This window comes from Janthinobacterium sp. J1-1 (assembly GCF_030944405.1).
In the GTDB taxonomy this organism is placed as follows: domain Bacteria; phylum Pseudomonadota; class Gammaproteobacteria; order Burkholderiales; family Burkholderiaceae_D; genus Janthinobacterium.
This window is the reverse complement of sequence record NZ_CP132339.1, coordinates 607049-622642: the sequence shown is the minus strand read 5'-3', so window position 1 is coordinate 622642 and position 15594 is coordinate 607049. Positions and strand designations below refer to the sequence as shown.

The 15594-nt window shown below is 63.6% G+C and carries 14 protein-coding genes; 11 read left to right on the top strand and 3 right to left on the bottom strand.

Features of this window, described 5'->3' with window-relative positions:
• Positions 1-168 precede the first annotated feature (168 nt).
• The 3 genes from Q8L25_RS02795 to dapF are packed head-to-tail and all read left to right on the top strand — an operon-like array spanning position 169 to position 2785.
• Complete coding sequence (locus Q8L25_RS02795; RefSeq protein ID WP_308923468.1) at positions 169-1038, top strand: lysophospholipid acyltransferase family protein; 870 nt, start codon at positions 169-171, stop codon at positions 1036-1038.
• On the top strand, positions 1035-1916 hold the full coding sequence (locus Q8L25_RS02790; protein WP_308923467.1) for a lipid A biosynthesis acyltransferase: 882 nt from the start codon (positions 1035-1037) through the stop codon (positions 1914-1916). Before Q8L25_RS02795 ends, Q8L25_RS02790 begins: the two co-directional genes overlap by 4 nt.
• Before the next feature lie 5 nt (positions 1917-1921).
• Positions 1922-2785: a diaminopimelate epimerase gene (gene dapF, locus Q8L25_RS02785; RefSeq protein ID WP_308923466.1), complete on the top strand. Its 864-nt coding sequence runs from the start codon at positions 1922-1924 to the stop codon at positions 2783-2785.
• 2 nt (positions 2786-2787) lie between these two features.
• Here the strand turns inward: dapF and Q8L25_RS02780 are convergent, their stop codons facing one another.
• Positions 2788-4251: a hypothetical protein gene (locus tag Q8L25_RS02780; protein ID WP_308923465.1), complete on the bottom strand. Its 1464-nt coding sequence runs from the start codon at positions 4249-4251 to the stop codon at positions 2788-2790.
• A 443-nt stretch (positions 4252-4694) separates the two neighbouring features.
• On the opposite strand from Q8L25_RS02780, the gene Q8L25_RS02775 reads away from it, so the two are divergent.
• From Q8L25_RS02775 to hslU, 7 genes are all read left to right on the top strand, one after another.
• On the top strand, positions 4695-5786 hold the full coding sequence (locus tag Q8L25_RS02775; protein ID WP_308923464.1) for a porin: 1092 nt from the start codon (positions 4695-4697) through the stop codon (positions 5784-5786).
• 160 nt (positions 5787-5946) lie between these two features.
• Positions 5947-6618, top strand: a complete 672-nt coding sequence (locus tag Q8L25_RS02770) for a DUF484 family protein (RefSeq protein ID WP_308923463.1) — start codon at positions 5947-5949, stop codon at positions 6616-6618.
• A 6-nt stretch (positions 6619-6624) separates the two neighbouring features.
• Positions 6625-7572, top strand: coding sequence for a tyrosine recombinase XerC (locus Q8L25_RS02765; RefSeq protein ID WP_308923462.1), 948 nt, complete (start codon positions 6625-6627; stop codon positions 7570-7572).
• A gap of 136 nt (positions 7573-7708) precedes the next feature.
• Positions 7709-8800 carry a GTP-binding protein gene (locus Q8L25_RS02760; RefSeq protein WP_308923461.1) on the top strand — a complete coding sequence of 364 codons (1092 nt, stop codon included), beginning with the start codon at positions 7709-7711 and terminating at the stop codon, positions 8798-8800.
• 481 nt (positions 8801-9281) lie between these two features.
• A complete protein-coding gene (gene dksA, locus Q8L25_RS02755) occupies positions 9282-9734 on the top strand; it encodes an RNA polymerase-binding protein DksA (protein ID WP_308923460.1) in 453 nt (150 codons plus the stop codon).
• A gap of 179 nt (positions 9735-9913) precedes the next feature.
• Positions 9914-10450 carry an ATP-dependent protease subunit HslV gene (gene hslV / locus Q8L25_RS02750; RefSeq protein WP_010394217.1) on the top strand — a complete coding sequence of 179 codons (537 nt, stop codon included), beginning with the start codon at positions 9914-9916 and terminating at the stop codon, positions 10448-10450.
• Positions 10451-10476: 26 nt separating this feature from the next.
• Positions 10477-11832 carry an ATP-dependent protease ATPase subunit HslU gene (hslU, locus tag Q8L25_RS02745; RefSeq protein WP_308923459.1) on the top strand — a complete coding sequence of 452 codons (1356 nt, stop codon included), beginning with the start codon at positions 10477-10479 and terminating at the stop codon, positions 11830-11832.
• 78 nt (positions 11833-11910) lie between these two features.
• Here hslU and Q8L25_RS02740 read toward each other — a convergent pair whose 3' ends face one another.
• Complete coding sequence (locus Q8L25_RS02740; protein WP_308923458.1) at positions 11911-12441, bottom strand: outer membrane beta-barrel protein; 531 nt, start codon at positions 12439-12441, stop codon at positions 11911-11913.
• A gap of 133 nt (positions 12442-12574) precedes the next feature.
• Between Q8L25_RS02740 and Q8L25_RS02735 the strand changes: the two genes are divergently transcribed.
• Positions 12575-13357 carry a helix-turn-helix transcriptional regulator gene (locus Q8L25_RS02735; protein WP_308923457.1) on the top strand — a complete coding sequence of 261 codons (783 nt, stop codon included), beginning with the start codon at positions 12575-12577 and terminating at the stop codon, positions 13355-13357.
• Here Q8L25_RS02735 and Q8L25_RS02730 read toward each other — a convergent pair.
• Complete coding sequence (locus Q8L25_RS02730) at positions 13330-15579, bottom strand: patatin-like phospholipase family protein (RefSeq protein WP_308923456.1); 2250 nt, start codon at positions 15577-15579, stop codon at positions 13330-13332. The genes Q8L25_RS02735 and Q8L25_RS02730 overlap by 28 nt on opposite strands.
• Between the last annotated feature and the right edge of the window lie 15 nt (positions 15580-15594).

The window sequence follows — 15594 nt, the reverse complement described above, 5'->3', positions numbered from 1 at the left end:
TGTGAATGTTCTGTCGCAGTAAAGAGGATTTGCCTGCGACGCTTTAGCGATATTTATATTCCGCTTCGCAAGTTGTCTATTAACTCAGCGGATACTACAACGTGGTATTTTACGCTTCTTAAAAAATTTTGGCAGTGCAACACGCCATACTTTAGAAACAGATCATTCATGCTCGTCCCCATCTTCCGCTTTTTATCGCTGTTTCCCCTGCCCTTTCTGCATGCGCTTGGCGCTGCGATGGGCTGGGTGATTTACGCCATTTCACCGTCCTACCGCCGCCGCATGCGCGAGAACATGCAAGGTGCGGGGTTTTCGCAACACTTGCATGCGGCCGTGGCCGAAGCGGGCAAGAGCGTGCTGGAACTGCCCTTTATCTGGTGCGCGCCAGCCGAACGCGTGGCGCGCCATGCGACGGTGGAAAACTGGGAACTGGTCGAGCGGGCGCTGGCGCATGGCCGCGGCATCGTGTTCCTGACGCCTCACCTGGGCTGCTTTGAAATCGTCGCCCAGCAGATCGCCCTGCGCACGGCGCTGACCGTGATGTACCGCCCGCCCAAGCGCGCCGCCCTGAAACCGCTGATCGAAGGCGCGCGCGCGCGTGAAAACCTGATGCTGGCGCCGGCCAATATGTCGGGCGTGCGCATCTTTGCCAAATGCCTCAAGAAGGGCCAGCCGATCGGCCTGCTGCCCGACCAGGTGCCGCAGGAAGGCGAAGGCGTGTGGGCCGAGTTCTTTGGCCGCCCCGCCTACACCATGACCCTGCCGGCCAAGCTGGCGCAGATGGGCGGCGCCGAAGTCATCATCACCTACGCCGAGCGCCTGCCGGGCGGACGCGGCTACCGCGTGCACTTCGTGCCGTTTACGGAGTCCCTGGACGGCAGCTCGGCCGAACAGGCGCGCACCATCAATGCGGCGATGGAACAGCTGATCGCGCGCAGCCCGGCCCAATACCTGTGGAGCTACAACCGCTTCAAGGTGCCGCGCGGCGCGCCGCCACCAACGCCGGCGGCGCCGGCCGCCGACGGAGCGCCATCATGAGGCTGCTGATCGGCTTTATGTGGCTGCTGCACTGGCTGCCGCTGCCCATCCTGGGCCGCTTCGGCGCCGGCATCGGCAATATCTTGTTCCTGGTGATGGGGCCGCGGCGCGAGATCGCCCTGACCAACTTGCGCCTGTGCATGCCGGAACTGACGGAATCGCAGCGCCGCACCCTGGCGCGCCAGCATTTCCAGGCCTACTCGCGCAGCGTGTGGGAACGCAGCATTCTGTGGTGGGCCTCGGAAGCGCGCCTCAATCGCCTGATCAGGAAGGTGCCGGCGTTTCCAGGAATGCAGATCGCCAGCAAGCCAACCATCCTGCTGTGTCCGCACTTTGTCTGCCTGGATGTGGCCGGCGCCGCCACCGCGATGGAAATCGAAGCGTCGTCGATGTATGTGCAGCAAAAGAACGCCGTGTTCGACAAGGCCTTGCGCGACGGCCGCTCGCGCTTCAAGCCGTCGCGGCTGTTTACGCGCCAGGACGGCATCAAGACGATTCTGCGCGCACTGCGCGACGGCCTGCCGTATTTCATGCTGCCGGACATGGATTTCGGTGAAAAAGACGCCGAATTCGTGCCCTTCTTCGGGGTGCCGGCCGCCACCCTGACTGCCACGGCGCGCCTGGCGATGGCGGCCCGCGCCCAGGTGATCCCCGTGATCGCCACCTTTTTGCCCAATTACCAGGGCTGGCAGGTGACCTACTATCCGGCCTGGGACGATTATCCGGGCGACGACATCACGGCCGCCACGCGCCGCATGAACGAATTCATCGAGGAGCGCGTGCGCGAGGCGCCGGCCGAATATTTCTGGACCCACAAACGCTTCAAGACGCGTCCCGCGGGCGAAGCCTCGTTCTATCACCAGCAACAACAAGACTGAACAGCATGAAACTGAACTTTACCAAGATGCACGGCGCCGGCAACGACTTCATCGTCATCGACGCCATTAGCCAGCAGATCGATTTCACGCCGGCACAATGGCAGCGCCTGGCCGACCGCCGTTTCGGCATCGGCGCCGACCAGATCCTGGTGGTGGAAAAAGCCCGCCTGCCCGGCTGCGATTTCCGCTACCGCATCTATAACAACGATGGCGGCGAAGTGGAACAGTGCGGCAACGGCGCGCGCGCGTTTGTCAAATTCGTCAGCGAAAAAGGCTTGTCCGCCAAAAGCAGCATCAGCGTGGAAACCATGGCCGGCGTGATCGCGCCACGGCTGGAACTCGACGGCAGCATCACGGTCGACATGGGCGCGCCGGTGCTGGAACCGGCGCTGGTGCCATTTACGGCGGACGGACTCGATGGCGTGCAGCAAGGCGACGACACCATCTGGCCGCTGGACCTGGCGCTGCCGGGGCAGGACGCCACGGTGCTGGTGTCGGTGGTATCGATGGGCAATCCGCACGCGGTGCAGGTGGTCGGCGATGTCGATGCAGAAAACCTCGAAGCATCAGGGCCGCTGATCGAACACCATCCGCGCTTTCCGCGCAGGGTCAATGCCGGCTACATGCAGGTGATCGACCGCCATCACGTGAAACTGCGCGTGTATGAGCGCGGGGCGGGTGAAACGCTGGCCTGCGGCACCGGCGCCTGCGCCGCCGCCGTGGCCGGCATCCTGCGCGGCCTGCTCGACTCGCCGGTGCATATCAGCGCACGCGGCGGTGAACTGTCGATCGCCTGGCAAGGGCCAGGCCAGCCGGTCCTGATGACAGGACCGGCGGTGACGGTTTTCGAAGGCCAGATCGAGGTGTAAGGCTAAGCCGCCAGGAACTGCTGTTCCTGCGGCGCGTCCAGTTCCGCCAGATAGCACTTCAGGCGGTACAGACGCTGCCGGTAATTGCCTTCCGGGCCGTCGATACCGCAATCGACGCGCTCGAACGTGCGCAGCACCTGATCAAGCACCTGGCGTTCCTGCGCCGAGCGGATCAGCACCAGGCGCCGCTTGCCGCGGCCATGCGTGGCGCTGATATCGATCAGCAGACAATGCCCCTGGTCGGCCGCATGCACGTCGAGCAGCAGCGCTTCGGCGCGTGTCAGGTGAAAGCAGCGTGCCAGCGCCATGCGCCCGGCCAGCAAGGGTTGGCTTTGATCGAGTTCGCGCCTGAGCCCAGGGCTGTCGGCGCCGGCAAACTGGCCCCACTCGCCCGGCTCGGCGCGCGGCGCGATTTTCGCCAGCACCGCTTCGGCCTCGCCGCTGCCTTGCGACTGCGCCTGCAACAGCCAGTAGGCGGCGCGCACATCGCTGTTGACGCCTTCGCGGCGGTTACGCCAGGCGTGCATGCCGCATTCGAGCTGGGCCGGTCCGTGGCCCAGGTCGGCTGCGCGCTCCAGGCAGCAATGGGCTTCGACCACATTCCGCTGGGAAAATTCAGGCTTGGTATAAATGCGCGACAGCACGAACCACGCTTCGGCCAGGCCCTGTTCGCCGGCTTGCGTCAACCAGCGCACGGCACGCTTGAAATTGGCCGCGCCGTTGCGCGCGGCCAGTTTGCGGCCATGGGCGTCCATGCGCGCATAACCGAGGCCCAGTTCCAGCTGCGAGGCCCGGTCGCCACCATGCGCCGCCAGCTCGCAGCACTGCCAACTCTCGGTGCCGCCGGTGGGCGCCAGCGCCAGCGCGCAGCGCGACAGGAGCAATACTTGCGCTGGCGTCAGACTGATGCCGCGCGCGCCATGGATCGCCTGGCGCTGCAACAATTCCCGCGCCAGCGGCATCGCATGCGTGAGGAAACCGGCCTGGTCGCCCGACAGCCAGGCCTGCTCCAGCCAGGCGTCGCCGCCGCGCTGTTCCGCCTGGTCCTGCGCGCCATCCTGGCGCGACAGCAGCCACAGCGCATCGGGCAAACCGGCCCGGGCCGCCGCTTCCAGCCCCTGCCTGGCCTTGGCGCGCACCGCCTCGCAGTGGTTGGCGCAGTCGGCCAGCACCAGTTGCGCCAGCACCAGGCCGGCTTGCGCCAGGCCGGCGTCAAACGCCTGTTGATAATAGGGGATGAGCGCCTTGGCCGCCGCTTGCGCCAGCTCGAAAGGCACATGCGTGCCGATCAACAAGCACGCTTCCTCGCTGCCTTCCTGCGCCGCGCGCGCCAGCCAATGCAAGGCCGTCGGCACGCTTTTCGGCACGCCGTGGCCAAACAGATACACTCTTCCCAGCGCCAGCTGGCAAACGACGTCGCCCGCACGCGCTCCCTTGATCAATCCTAAAATTTCGCGATTTGCCATCGATTCTCTATATTGAGTCAATGATTCTAATAATCTGCTGTCTCCTGGTTCGCAACGGCACGGCGCGTCCGAAAACGCTGTCATGGCATGCAAACTGTTACATAGTGTAACTTCCTTGCGTGCCAAATCCGCCATGGGACAAAGGAAAATTGATTAACCGCAATATTTTCTTCGCTTGCGCGCTATCCGGACGGCATCAAATGGTGGCGTGGCGAGAGGGAGTGGCAGCAGTTACTGGCGCACACGGGAAAAACCCGGCGTTACGAAAATACAACAGCGCAGGCTGCTTGTCAGGCTTTCCACCAATTTTTTCATCCATATTTGACCAATCCCACACGTGCGCCGCGCCGAGGACTTAAGGTTGACTCATCGAAACGCGGCAATCAGCGCCTTTCACTCTGCTCGGATCTCTGACGGAAACCACTTTAACTAGGGAAAAAGACATGAAAAAATCACTCGTTGCCCTCGCACTGTTCGGCGCCTTTGCCGCCACTGCGCAAGCACAATCGTCCGTGCAAATCTACGGCACCATCGATGCCGGCCTGGGCAAGACGACCGGTTCAAGCGCAGCCGTCACCAAGCGCGACAACAACAAACTGGGTTTCAAGGGTACGGAAGATCTGGGCAATGGCCTGAAAGCTATTTTCCAACTGGAAATTCGCTATGAATCCGACACCGGCACGCTGGAAAGCAACAGCCGTCCGCTGTTCCAGGGTCAAAGCCGCGTCGGCCTGCAAGGCGACTTCGGTACCGTCCGCCTGGGCCGTGGCCTGACCGCCTTCCAGGAGTCGGTCACCGCGTTCGAACCATGGTCGGGCATGCCGACGAAAGCCGGCTTCCAGACCGACCTGCAAGTAGCTGGCTACACCAGTGATCCGCTGAGCGCGCCAGGCAACTCGCAAAACCGTTTCTCGAACGCCGTGTTCTACAACTCGCCAGTGTTCAGCGGTTTCCAGTTCAACGCCACCGTCGCCGCCAAGGAAGCGAACAGCAACGCTATCGTCAATACCTCAGTACGCAACCTGATCAGCAACCCGAACGGCAACTTCGCCGTGCCAGCCAACGTCGTTCCAGCATCGAACCCGTACTCGATGTCGCTCACCTATAACTACGGCCAGTTCGCTGCCATGGGCGCCTACGAGCGTAATGGTTTGCAAGCCAAACTCTGGTCGGTTGCAGCATCGTTCAACGTGGCGCCAGAACTGAAACTGATGGCGTCGTACCAGAATCAGGATGACGGCAACTTCAAGATCGTCAATACCGATACCAAGGCATGGGTATTGGGCATGAACTATGACGTGGGCCCTGGCAAGATTCGTGCTGGTTACGGTCAGAAAACGCCAGACGGCGTGGTCAAGACCAAACAGGCATCGCTGGGCTATGACTACAATCTGTCGAAACGCACCTACGTCTACGCTGATATTTCGAACAAGAAACTGGCCAACTACTCGGCCGTCGGCGGCGTCTATTCCGGCAACTATAATGTTTCGCGCACCGACAATTACGTCGGCATCGGCTTGCATCACAACTTCTGATGACCTGAGCCGCCACGCCTGACCGGCGGCAGGGACATGGAATACAAAGCGGCATGGGCAACCATGCCGCTTTTTTCATGGCCGCGCGCTGTTGAACCGTATCACGGCGCGCTGTCGGTTAGAATCAGGCGATTTCCATGACTACTGATTGCATCCATCAATGACCGCACCACTCGACTCAAGCACCGTCGCCCAGTATCTGAGCGAGCATCCGAACTTTTTCGAAGAACACACCAGCCTGCTCGGTGAGGTCAAGCTGAGCAGCCCGATCACGGGCCGCACCATCTCGCTGCAGGAACGCCAGATGGAAGTGATGCGCGACAAGTACAAGGCGCTCGAGCTGCGCATGTCCAACCTCAGCCGCGTGGCCCAGGAAAACGGCGCCATCGCCAATAAATTCCACGGCTGGAACCAGGCCATGCTGCAGGTGCGCGAAGACGGCGCCATGCCGCGCGTGCTGGTCGACGCCCTGCAAAGCCATTTCGACGTGCCCCACGCCAGCCTGCGGCTGTGGCAGCTGGCGCCCGACTTCGCCGACGCCTGGTATGCCCAGGACGTGACGGCCGATGTGCGCATGTTCGCCAATGGCCTGCAAACCCCGTATTGCGGCAGCAACCGCGATTTTGAAGCCGTGCACTGGCTGCAGTCGGACAAGATCGCATCGACCGTGATGATCGCCTTGCGCGCGCCGGGCGGCAGCGGCACCTTCGGCCTGCTGGTGCTGGGTTCGCCCGAAAGCGAGCGGTTTACCGCCAGCATGGGCACCGATTTCCTGGTGCATATCGGCGCCACCGCCAGCGCCGCGCTGGCCGCCTTGCGCGCCGCGCCGTAACACGCCATGAGCCTGGCGCGCAGCAAGGCCGAGTGGCTGGACGCCTGGCTGGCCCAGCTGGCAACCCAGCGCAAGCTGTCGCCGCACACGGTGGCGGCCTACGGGCGCGACCTGCGCGAATTGCTGGTGCTGAGCGGCGAGACCGCCTGGCAGGCGCTGGCGCATCAGGAAGTGCGCCGCTATACCTCGAAACTGCACGCCAGCGGCCTGGAGCCGCGCTCGATCGCCCGCAAACTGTCGTCCTGGCGCGGCTTTTTCGACTGGCTGGCCGGCGAGACTCTGCTGGCCGCCAACCCGGTCGACGGCATCCGCGCGCCAAAACGCTCAAAAACCTTGCCGAAAGCCCTGTCGGTGGACGACGCCGTGCGCCTGGTCGCGCCCGCGCCGCACCAGGAGGGCAAGGCGGAGCTTGAAGAACTGTGCAGCCGCGCCATGTTCGAACTGCTGTATTCGAGCGGCCTGCGCGTTTCCGAGCTGACCAGCCTCGACACCCATTACCGCAAGGCCGACGCGCATGGTCCTGCGGCGCTGGGCTGGGTCGACATGACCAGCTTCGAAGTGGTGGTCACCGGCAAGGGCGACAAGATGCGCAAGGTGCCTGTCGGCAAGGCCGCCCTGGTGGCCCTGTCAAGCTGGCTGGCGGTGCGCCCGCCCCCGCTCGACGGCAGCGCGGCGCTGTTCCTGAGCACGCGCGGCACGCGCATCTCGCCGCGCGTGCTGCAGCTGCGCCTGAAAGCCCATGCGCTGGCCACCGGCATTCCCGCCAATGTGCATCCGCACGTGCTGCGCCACTCGTTCGCCTCGCATGTGCTGCAATCGTCGGGTGACCTGCGCGCGGTGCAGGAAATGCTGGGGCACTCGAGCATCACGTCGACCCAAGTCTATACGGCGCTCGACTTCCAGCATCTGTCGGAGGTGTACGACAAGACGCATCCGCGCGCCAAGGTCAAATAGCGGGCCGCCAGTTGCTGGTGTGATCCATATCAAGCCGATTCCGCCGCATTTGCAAGCATTTGTAAAATTCCGGCATAATCGTCCGGATACGCCCGCTGGCAGGCGGCAACACCGACTCACCGCACAGGTACTCTACATGGCAATGATCCCCGCTACCATCCTCACCGGCTTTTTGGGCGCCGGCAAAACCACTTTGTTGAATCGCATCTTGCAGGAAGACCACGGCATGCGCATCGCCGTGATCGAAAATGAATTTGGTCAGGAAAACATCGACAATGAAATCCTGGTGCAGGACAGTAGCGAGCAGATCATTGAAATGAACAACGGCTGCATCTGCTGCACCGTGCGCGGCGACCTGATCGTGGCGCTGACGGCGCTGGCGCAAAAGCGCGATGCGGGTACCTTGTCGTTCGACCGTGTCGTCATCGAAACGACGGGCCTGGCCAATCCGGGGCCGGTGGCGCAAACCTTTTTTGTCGACGAAGAAGTGGGCAGCCATTACATGCTGGACGCCATCATCACCGTGGTCGACGCGCGCCATGCCATGCAGCAACTGGACGATTACGAGGAAGCACAGCGGCAAGTGGGCTTTGCCGACAAGCTACTGCTGTCGAAAACCGACCTGGTCAGTGAAGACGAGCTGGACATCCTGAGCCGCCGCCTGAAACGCATCAATCCGCGCGCACCGATAGCCAAAGTCGATTTCGGCCGCGCGCCGCTGGCCGAAGTGCTCGACATCCGCGGCTTCAACCTGAACGAAAAGCTGGAACTGGACCCGGACTTCCTGGCCACCGAAACGGCGCACGTCCATGATCACGACCATCCTCACGACCATGGGCATGGGCACGCGCATGATGCACACAAGCATGAGCACGGCGACGCCTGCGCCACCGATTGCGGCCATGCCGACCACCACCATGCCCACCACAGCGACGATATCGCCGCCTTTGTCTTCAAAAGCACGCAACCGTTCGACAGCGCCAAGCTCGATGAATTCCTCGGTGGCCTGGTGCAGGTGTATGGTCCGCGCATGCTGCGCTACAAGGGGGTATTGCTGATGCAGGGCGCCGAACGCAAGGTGGTGTTCCAGGGCGTGCACCAGCTGATGGGCAGCGACCTGGGCGCCAAATGGGGCGAGGGAGAAGTGCGCGGCAGCAAAATGGTGTTTATTGGTAAAAATCTACCAAAAGATATTTTTATTCGCGGACTCGAACAATGTTTGGTATAAACTAGCCGGGTTTTGCGATTTACCCATTGCAAACAGGCAAATAAAAGGGTTAGTCAAGCATGCTTTCCCGCCGTCCGCAGGCAAACTTGCCGGAATAAACCGAGACGGGGCGACAGATGATCGCTCCGGCAACAAATCGGGATGGCAATATACCGCAAAGCGTGCCAAAATCAGCGACGAAAACGGCCCCTGTCGTGAGCCTGTCATGAAAGGCTGGCAAACTGCCGATGGCCGCACGCCAGGCATGAAACCGATCCACCCAACACGCCCGTCAACGCGCATAGAGCGAGACTGGATAAAGCGGTAAAAAGTTATCAACATGGCATTATGGCCGGACGGCAGTCCTGGCCTGTGCCGGCAAGCCAAGGTCGCAAGCAGTACATCCGGACAGTAATGCCCAGCGGAACCTGTACAGTTGCTCGGCATCGCCGCATCAACTGATCAATTTGAAAACTCTGTCGTATCGAAGGTAAGCGAAGTCATGACCAAAACTAATAAATCGACCCCGGCCGCCAATCAGGACATCCCCGTCATCAGCGAAGAAGCGATTCGCGCCATGAGCGAGGATGACTACATGAATCCGGCACAACTGGCATTCTTCAAGGCGCGCCTGCAACAGCTGGAAAAAGAGCTGCTGAAAAACGCCGGCGAAACCACCGAACACCTGCGCGAAACCGTGCTCGTGCCCGATCCGGCCGACCGCGCCACCATCGAGGAAGAGCATGCGCTGGAACTGCGCACGCGCGACCGCGAGCGCAAATTGCTGAAAAAAGTGCAGCAATCGATCGCCAGCATCGACGGCGGCGACTATGGCTGGTGCGAAGAAACGGGCGAGCCGATCGGCATTCCGCGCCTGATCGCGCGCCCCACCGCCACCCTGTCGCTGGAAGCCCAGCAACGGCGCGAACTGAAACAGAAACTGTACGGCGACTGATTATTGCCTTGCATTGATGCAGGAAAAAAGCATGCAGCCACGGCCGCATGCTTTTTTTTCGTCCCGGCCCCGACCATTGCCGTATCGCTTGCAATTGCCTGATCCATCCCCACGTTTGAACCATCGGCGCGCAATGACGCCATTCCGCGCGCATCTGCAGCACACTTTTTGAGGTCACTATGGAACAATTTCACGGCACCACCATCCTCTGCGTACGGCGCGGCAAGCAAGTGGCCCTCGGCGGCGACGGCCAGGTCACCCTGGGCAATATCGTCATGAAGGGCACGGCCCGCAAGGTGCGCAAGCTATACCAGGGCAAGGTCCTGGTCGGCTTTGCCGGCGGCACCGCCGACGCCTTCACCCTGCTCGACCGCTTCGAGGGCAAGCTGGAAAAACACCAGGGCAATTTGCTGCGCGCCTCGGTCGAGCTGGCCAAGGACTGGCGCACCGACCGCGTGCTGCGCCGCCTCGAAGCCATGCTGCTGGTGGCCGACAGCGAGTCGACCCTGGTGATCACCGGTAACGGCGACGTGCTGGAACCGGAAGACGGCATCGGCGCCATCGGTTCGGGCGGCACCTATGCCCAGTCGGCCGCCAAGGCGCTGCAGGAAAACACGGACTTGTCGCCGGCCGAAGTGGTCAAGAAATCGCTGACCATCGCCGCCGAGCTCTGCATTTACACAAATATGTCGCACATTATCGAGACTTTGGATTAAGTCGGAAAGCTGAGCAGAATATGATCATGAACATGACCCCGTCGGAAATCGTTACCGAACTCGACAAACACGTGGTGGGACAGGCCAAGGCCAAGCGCGCCGTCGCCATCGCCTTGCGCAACCGCTGGCGCCGCCAGCAGGTGGCCGAGCCGCTGCGCCATGAAATCACGCCGAAGAACATCCTGATGATCGGCCCCACCGGCGTCGGCAAGACGGAAATCGCGCGCCGCCTGGCCAAGCTGGCCGAGGCACCGTTCATCAAGATCGAGGCGACCAAATTTACCGAAGTCGGTTATGTGGGCCGCGATGTCGACACCATCATCCGCGACCTGATCGATATCGGCATCAAGCAGACCCGTTCGCTGGAAATGAAGAAGGTGCGCGCGCGCGCCGAAGACGCGGCCGAAGACCGCGTGATCGATATCCTGGTGCCGCCGGCGCGCGACTTCGGCTTTACGCCGAACACGGCCGCGGCGGTGGACTCGGGCAGCGGCGACAGCACGCGCCAGACCTTCCGCAAGCGTTTGCGCCAGGGCGAGCTGGACGACAAGGAAATCGAGATCGACCTGGCCGAAGCGGGCCCGCAAATCGAATTCATGGCGCCACCGGGCATGGAAGAGATGACGGAGCAGATCAAGTCGATGTTTTCCGGCGCGGGCGGCGGTGCGCGCAAGAAGGCGCGCAAGGTCAAGATCAAGGAAGCGCTGAAACTGCTGGTCGAGGAAGAAGCGGCCAAGCTGGTCAACGAAGATGAGCTGAAACAGAAGGCGATCCAGAACGTCGAGCAGAACGGCATCGTGTTTCTGGACGAGATCGACAAGATCGCTTCGCGTTCCGAGTCCGGCGGCGCCGATATCTCGCGCGCCGGCGTGCAGCGCGACCTGCTGCCGCTGGTCGAAGGCACCACCGTCAATACCAAGTACGGCATGATACGCACCGACCATATCCTGTTCATCGCCTCGGGCGCGTTTCATTTGTCGAAACCGTCGGACCTGATCCCGGAACTGCAGGGGCGCTTCCCGATCCGGGTGGAACTCGAATCGCTGTCGATCTCGGATTTCGAGCGTATCCTGACCAGCACCGACGCCTGCCTGACGATGCAGTACGAAGCCCTGCTGGCCACCGAAAACCTGACCTTGCAGTTCGCGCCCGAAGGCATCACGCGCCTGGCCGAAATCGCCTATTCGGTCAATGAACGCACCGAAAACATCGGCGCGCGCCGCCTGCATACGGTGATGGAAAAGCTGCTGGAAGAAGTGTCGTTTACGGCCAGCGAAGGCAGCAGCACCGGCGAAAACCTGCTGGTGATCGACGCGGCGTACGTGAACGAGCGCCTGGAAGCGCTGTCGGTCAACGAAGACCTGTCGCGCTACGTGTTGTAAGCCATAGGCCAGGCCGCCTGCGGACGCCCCCGGTGGGGCGTCCGCGATCAGGCCATCGAATGCCGGCCTGCCGCACCGTCAGAAACGGTATGACAGGCCCAGCGAAAACAGGTCCACCGTGGCTTGTTGCTGGCCGTTGTAGCGCACCGGCACGCGGTCCCAGTCGAAGTGCACGCTCCAGTTGTCCGTCACGGCATACGCCGTGCCCAGTCCATACAATATCCCCAGCCGTTTTTTCCCGTCCCTGTCGCCATCGGCGCGCTTGCCGCTGCCGCGCGTATAGCCCATGCCGGCCCGTCCACTCAGGGTAAAAGCATCGAACTGGTAGTTGACGGCACCTTGCAGGCCAGCGCCGGCGAACTTGCGGCGCGCGTCGCCATGGGCCGCCCCCGCATACCCCACCACCTCAAGCGCAGGCACGGCGACGCCGCCGCGGAACGGCAGCGCAGCGAAACGGTAAGCCAGCCATGCCTTGCCGTCGCCTTCGCGAAAGGTGCGGCTGGCGCCCGCCTCCACCTGTCCCTTTTCCTGCGTCTGCGCCTGGACAGGCCAGGGTGCGCTGGCGGCCAGCGCCAGCAGCAGGCTGGCAAGGAGCGGATGGAAGGACATGGAAGCCTCGGCGGATGGGGGAAGCACAGTGTCGGCGCTTTTTCCGCAAAGTACTATTACCTTGTGCAAAGTGGCATAAACAGCTACATTCAGTACCGTCATACGCCACCAACATTGCAAAAAAGGATAGACCATGAGCTCACCCGAACTGGTGCTGCGCGTGCTGCGCACCGAGCTGCGCGCCGTCGGCATGACCTACAAGGTGCTGGCCGGGCGCATCGGCATGAGCGAGTCGAGCGTCAAGCGCATGTTTGGCCAGCACGACATGTCGCTGTCGCGCCTGGCCCTGATCTGCAAGGCGGCCGGCATCGCCATGGAAGACGTGCTGCGCGGCGCGGCCGACATCACGCCGCATGCCGACACGCTGACCCTGGTGCAGGAAAAATCGCTGGTGGCGCAGCCGCGATTGCTGCTGGTGGCAATCTGCTGCCTGGGGCACTGGAACCTGGAGCAGGTGGTGGAAACCTATGCGCTGACGCAGGCCGAATGCATCGTCTACCTGGCCGAACTGGATCGCCTGGGCCTGATCGAACTGAAGCCGCTGAACCGCTACAGCCTGCGCGTGTCGAACGCCTTTCACTGGCTGGCCGACGGCCCGGTGCAGCAGTACTTCCGCGAGCATGTGGTGGCCGATTATTTCAGCGGCCATTTCGACGGCGCCGGCGAAACGCTGATGTGCATCCCGGCCCGCCTGAGCCTGCCCAGCGCGCAGGAGATGGTGCAAAAGATCCGCCAGCTGGCCGAGGAACTGGCGCGGCTGCACCAAAGCGACCGCCGCCTGGCCCCGCTCGAGCGCGATGGGTTTACCCTGCTGCTCGGTTTCCGCTCATGGGAGTTTGCCGCGTTTACCGCGCTGCGCCGGCCCGCGCCGGCGGCAGCGGCGCCGCATCACCAGGCCGGCCCGAGGAACAGATAAAGCGTCCCCTCGCCGCCCTTCGACGCGCCGCCGGCCACGTACACGGGGCCGAAGCGGGTGTCGACCGAAATGAAGGCGCTGGCGGCCTGGGTGAATTTGCTGGCCTTCCAGCGTTCGCTCTGGTCGAAGCCGCCGCCCATCTCGAGTGAAAAGCCGGCCCGCACGGCGCCGCCGAAAGTGGCCGGCAGCGCGCCGATGCGGCGCGCCATCACCACCCTGGCCAGCGCCACGCTGCGCCCCGTCACCGATTCGAACTGCGTGCCCGACAGGCGCAGGAAGCCGCCCAGGTTCAGCGGCGCCTCGCCATGCTGGGCGCGCGCCCATTCGCCATACACGTGGCCGGCCCAGTTGCCGCGCCCGAAGGCCTTCAGGCCCGTGACGGCCGAACGGCCCAGGCCCGCCTCGCCGACGCCGGGCGATGGCGAGTGCATCCAGGTGGCGTCCAGCAGCACGCCGCGGGTGGGGAAACCGGTGCCGTCGAGCGTGTCGATGCGGAACTGCACAAACTGGTTGGTGCCGAGCGCGCGTTCTTCCGGCGCGCCGGGGTCGGCGGGGATCACCAGGCTGCCTTTGACCTTGCTGCGCGTGACGCCGACCTGCAGGTCGCCCCAGTAGCCGAACTGGCGGCCCAGCACCAGCGAGGCGCCATGGCCGCGATAGGCCATGCGGGCGCTGCGCCGGCCCTTGTCGAACAGGTCGACCGCCGACGAGGTGTATTGCAGGGTGGGCGCGATATACCACGGGTTGCCGGCCCCGAGCGGCTGCCAGAACTGCACCCCGAAGTCGCGCGTGGTGCCGATCTGCGCCATGCTGCGCAGCTCGCCGCCCCAGCTGTTCAGGTTCGACGCCACATGCAGCAGTTTCAGGGCAAACGTGTTGCTGTCCTTGAAGTCGCTGCCCAATTCCAGCCCCACGCGCAGGCGGTTGCTGGCCCACGGCGCTTCGACCGCGTTGATGGTCACCGTGCGCTGCTCGCCGGCGTCGACCACCAAGGTCTCCACGCGGGCGATGTCGCCACGGCCATACAGGCGCGCCGCCGCCGTCTGCACGTCGGCCTGGCTGACCAGCTGGCCTTGCACCAGGCCCGACTGCGCCTGCAGGGTGCGCGGATTGATGTCGCCTTCGCTTTCGACGGCCAGGCGCGTCAGCGGCAAGGCCACGTCCAGCAGGGCCGGCGCGGCCAGGCGCAGCTGCTCGCGCGCCGCGTATTGTTCCGGCGGCAGCGCCAGCGGCGCCAGGCGCGCGGCCAGCGCCTGCGCCGCCTGTTCGCCGGCGCGCATGGCGCGCGCATGATTGGCAAAATCGAGAAAACTCACGCCACCCAGGTCGGGCGCCACCAGAATATCGCCGGGGCGCAGTTCCTTCAGCGAGCGCTGCACGTTCTGTTCGGTCAGGATCTGCAGCATCTGCTGCGCCACGCCGATCGCGCTGCCCAGCTCTTTTTCCGGCGCCAGCGGCGTGCCGACGTTGACGGCGATGATGATGTCGGCGCCCATGGCGCGCGCCATGTCCACAGGAAGATTGCGCACCAGGCCGCCATCGACCACCAGCCGGTTGTTGACGCGCACCGGCGAAAACACGCCCGGCACGGCCAGCGACGCGCGCATCGACAGGAACAAGGGCGTGTCGACCAGTTCCACCAGTTCGCCATTGACCAGGTCCGAAGCCACCGAACGGAACGGCAGCGGCAAGGCGCTGGCGGGGCGGTCGCGCATGCCCGGCGGCAGCAAACGGGTCAGGGCCATCTCCAGCGCCGCATTGCTGGCGGCGGCCGGCGGCGTTGAAATGCCGTCGCGGCTGACGCCAAATTCGATGCGCGACGCCAGCAGCAGGTCTTCCTCGCGGCGCCGGAACGCCAGTTCCTCGCGCGGCGGACGGTCGGCCACCACGCGCTGCCAATCGGTTTCGCGCGCCATCTTTTCCAGGTCCGCCACCGAGGCGCCGGCCGCGTAGGCGCCGCCAACCACGCCGCCCATGCTGGTGCCGACCACCATGTCGACCGGCACATGCAGTTCCTGCAGTACTTTCAGCACGCCGATATGGGCAAAGCCGCGCGCGCCGCCGCCCGACAGCACCAGCGCCACGCGCGGGCGCGCCGGAGGGGCTGGCGCTGCGGTTGCTGCGGCGGCGGCATCGGTTTCAGGCGCGGCATGGACCGCAGCGAACGGCAGGCAGCACAGCGCCGCCATGCAGCCGGCAAGGACGGCACGCAGTGACAACATGGGTACTCCCGGGAG

Coding starts and splice junctions, on each gene's coding strand:
- Q8L25_RS02795 (WP_308923468.1), top strand. CDS start 169: ATGCTCGTCCCCATCTTCCGCTTTTTATCGCTGTTTCCCCTGCCCTTT.
- Q8L25_RS02790 (WP_308923467.1), top strand. CDS start 1,035: ATGAGGCTGCTGATCGGCTTTATGTGGCTGCTGCACTGGCTGCCGCTG.
- dapF (WP_308923466.1), top strand. CDS start 1,922: ATGAAACTGAACTTTACCAAGATGCACGGCGCCGGCAACGACTTCATC.
- Q8L25_RS02780 (WP_308923465.1), bottom strand. CDS start 4,251: ATGGCAAATCGCGAAATTTTAGGATTGATCAAGGGAGCGCGTGCGGGC.
- Q8L25_RS02775 (WP_308923464.1), top strand. CDS start 4,695: ATGAAAAAATCACTCGTTGCCCTCGCACTGTTCGGCGCCTTTGCCGCC.
- Q8L25_RS02770 (WP_308923463.1), top strand. CDS start 5,947: ATGACCGCACCACTCGACTCAAGCACCGTCGCCCAGTATCTGAGCGAG.
- Q8L25_RS02765 (WP_308923462.1), top strand. CDS start 6,625: ATGAGCCTGGCGCGCAGCAAGGCCGAGTGGCTGGACGCCTGGCTGGCC.
- Q8L25_RS02760 (WP_308923461.1), top strand. CDS start 7,709: ATGGCAATGATCCCCGCTACCATCCTCACCGGCTTTTTGGGCGCCGGC.
- dksA (WP_308923460.1), top strand. CDS start 9,282: ATGACCAAAACTAATAAATCGACCCCGGCCGCCAATCAGGACATCCCC.
- hslV (WP_010394217.1), top strand. CDS start 9,914: ATGGAACAATTTCACGGCACCACCATCCTCTGCGTACGGCGCGGCAAG.
- hslU (WP_308923459.1), top strand. CDS start 10,477: ATGAACATGACCCCGTCGGAAATCGTTACCGAACTCGACAAACACGTG.
- Q8L25_RS02740 (WP_308923458.1), bottom strand. CDS start 12,441: ATGTCCTTCCATCCGCTCCTTGCCAGCCTGCTGCTGGCGCTGGCCGCC.
- Q8L25_RS02735 (WP_308923457.1), top strand. CDS start 12,575: ATGAGCTCACCCGAACTGGTGCTGCGCGTGCTGCGCACCGAGCTGCGC.
- Q8L25_RS02730 (WP_308923456.1), bottom strand. CDS start 15,579: ATGTTGTCACTGCGTGCCGTCCTTGCCGGCTGCATGGCGGCGCTGTGC.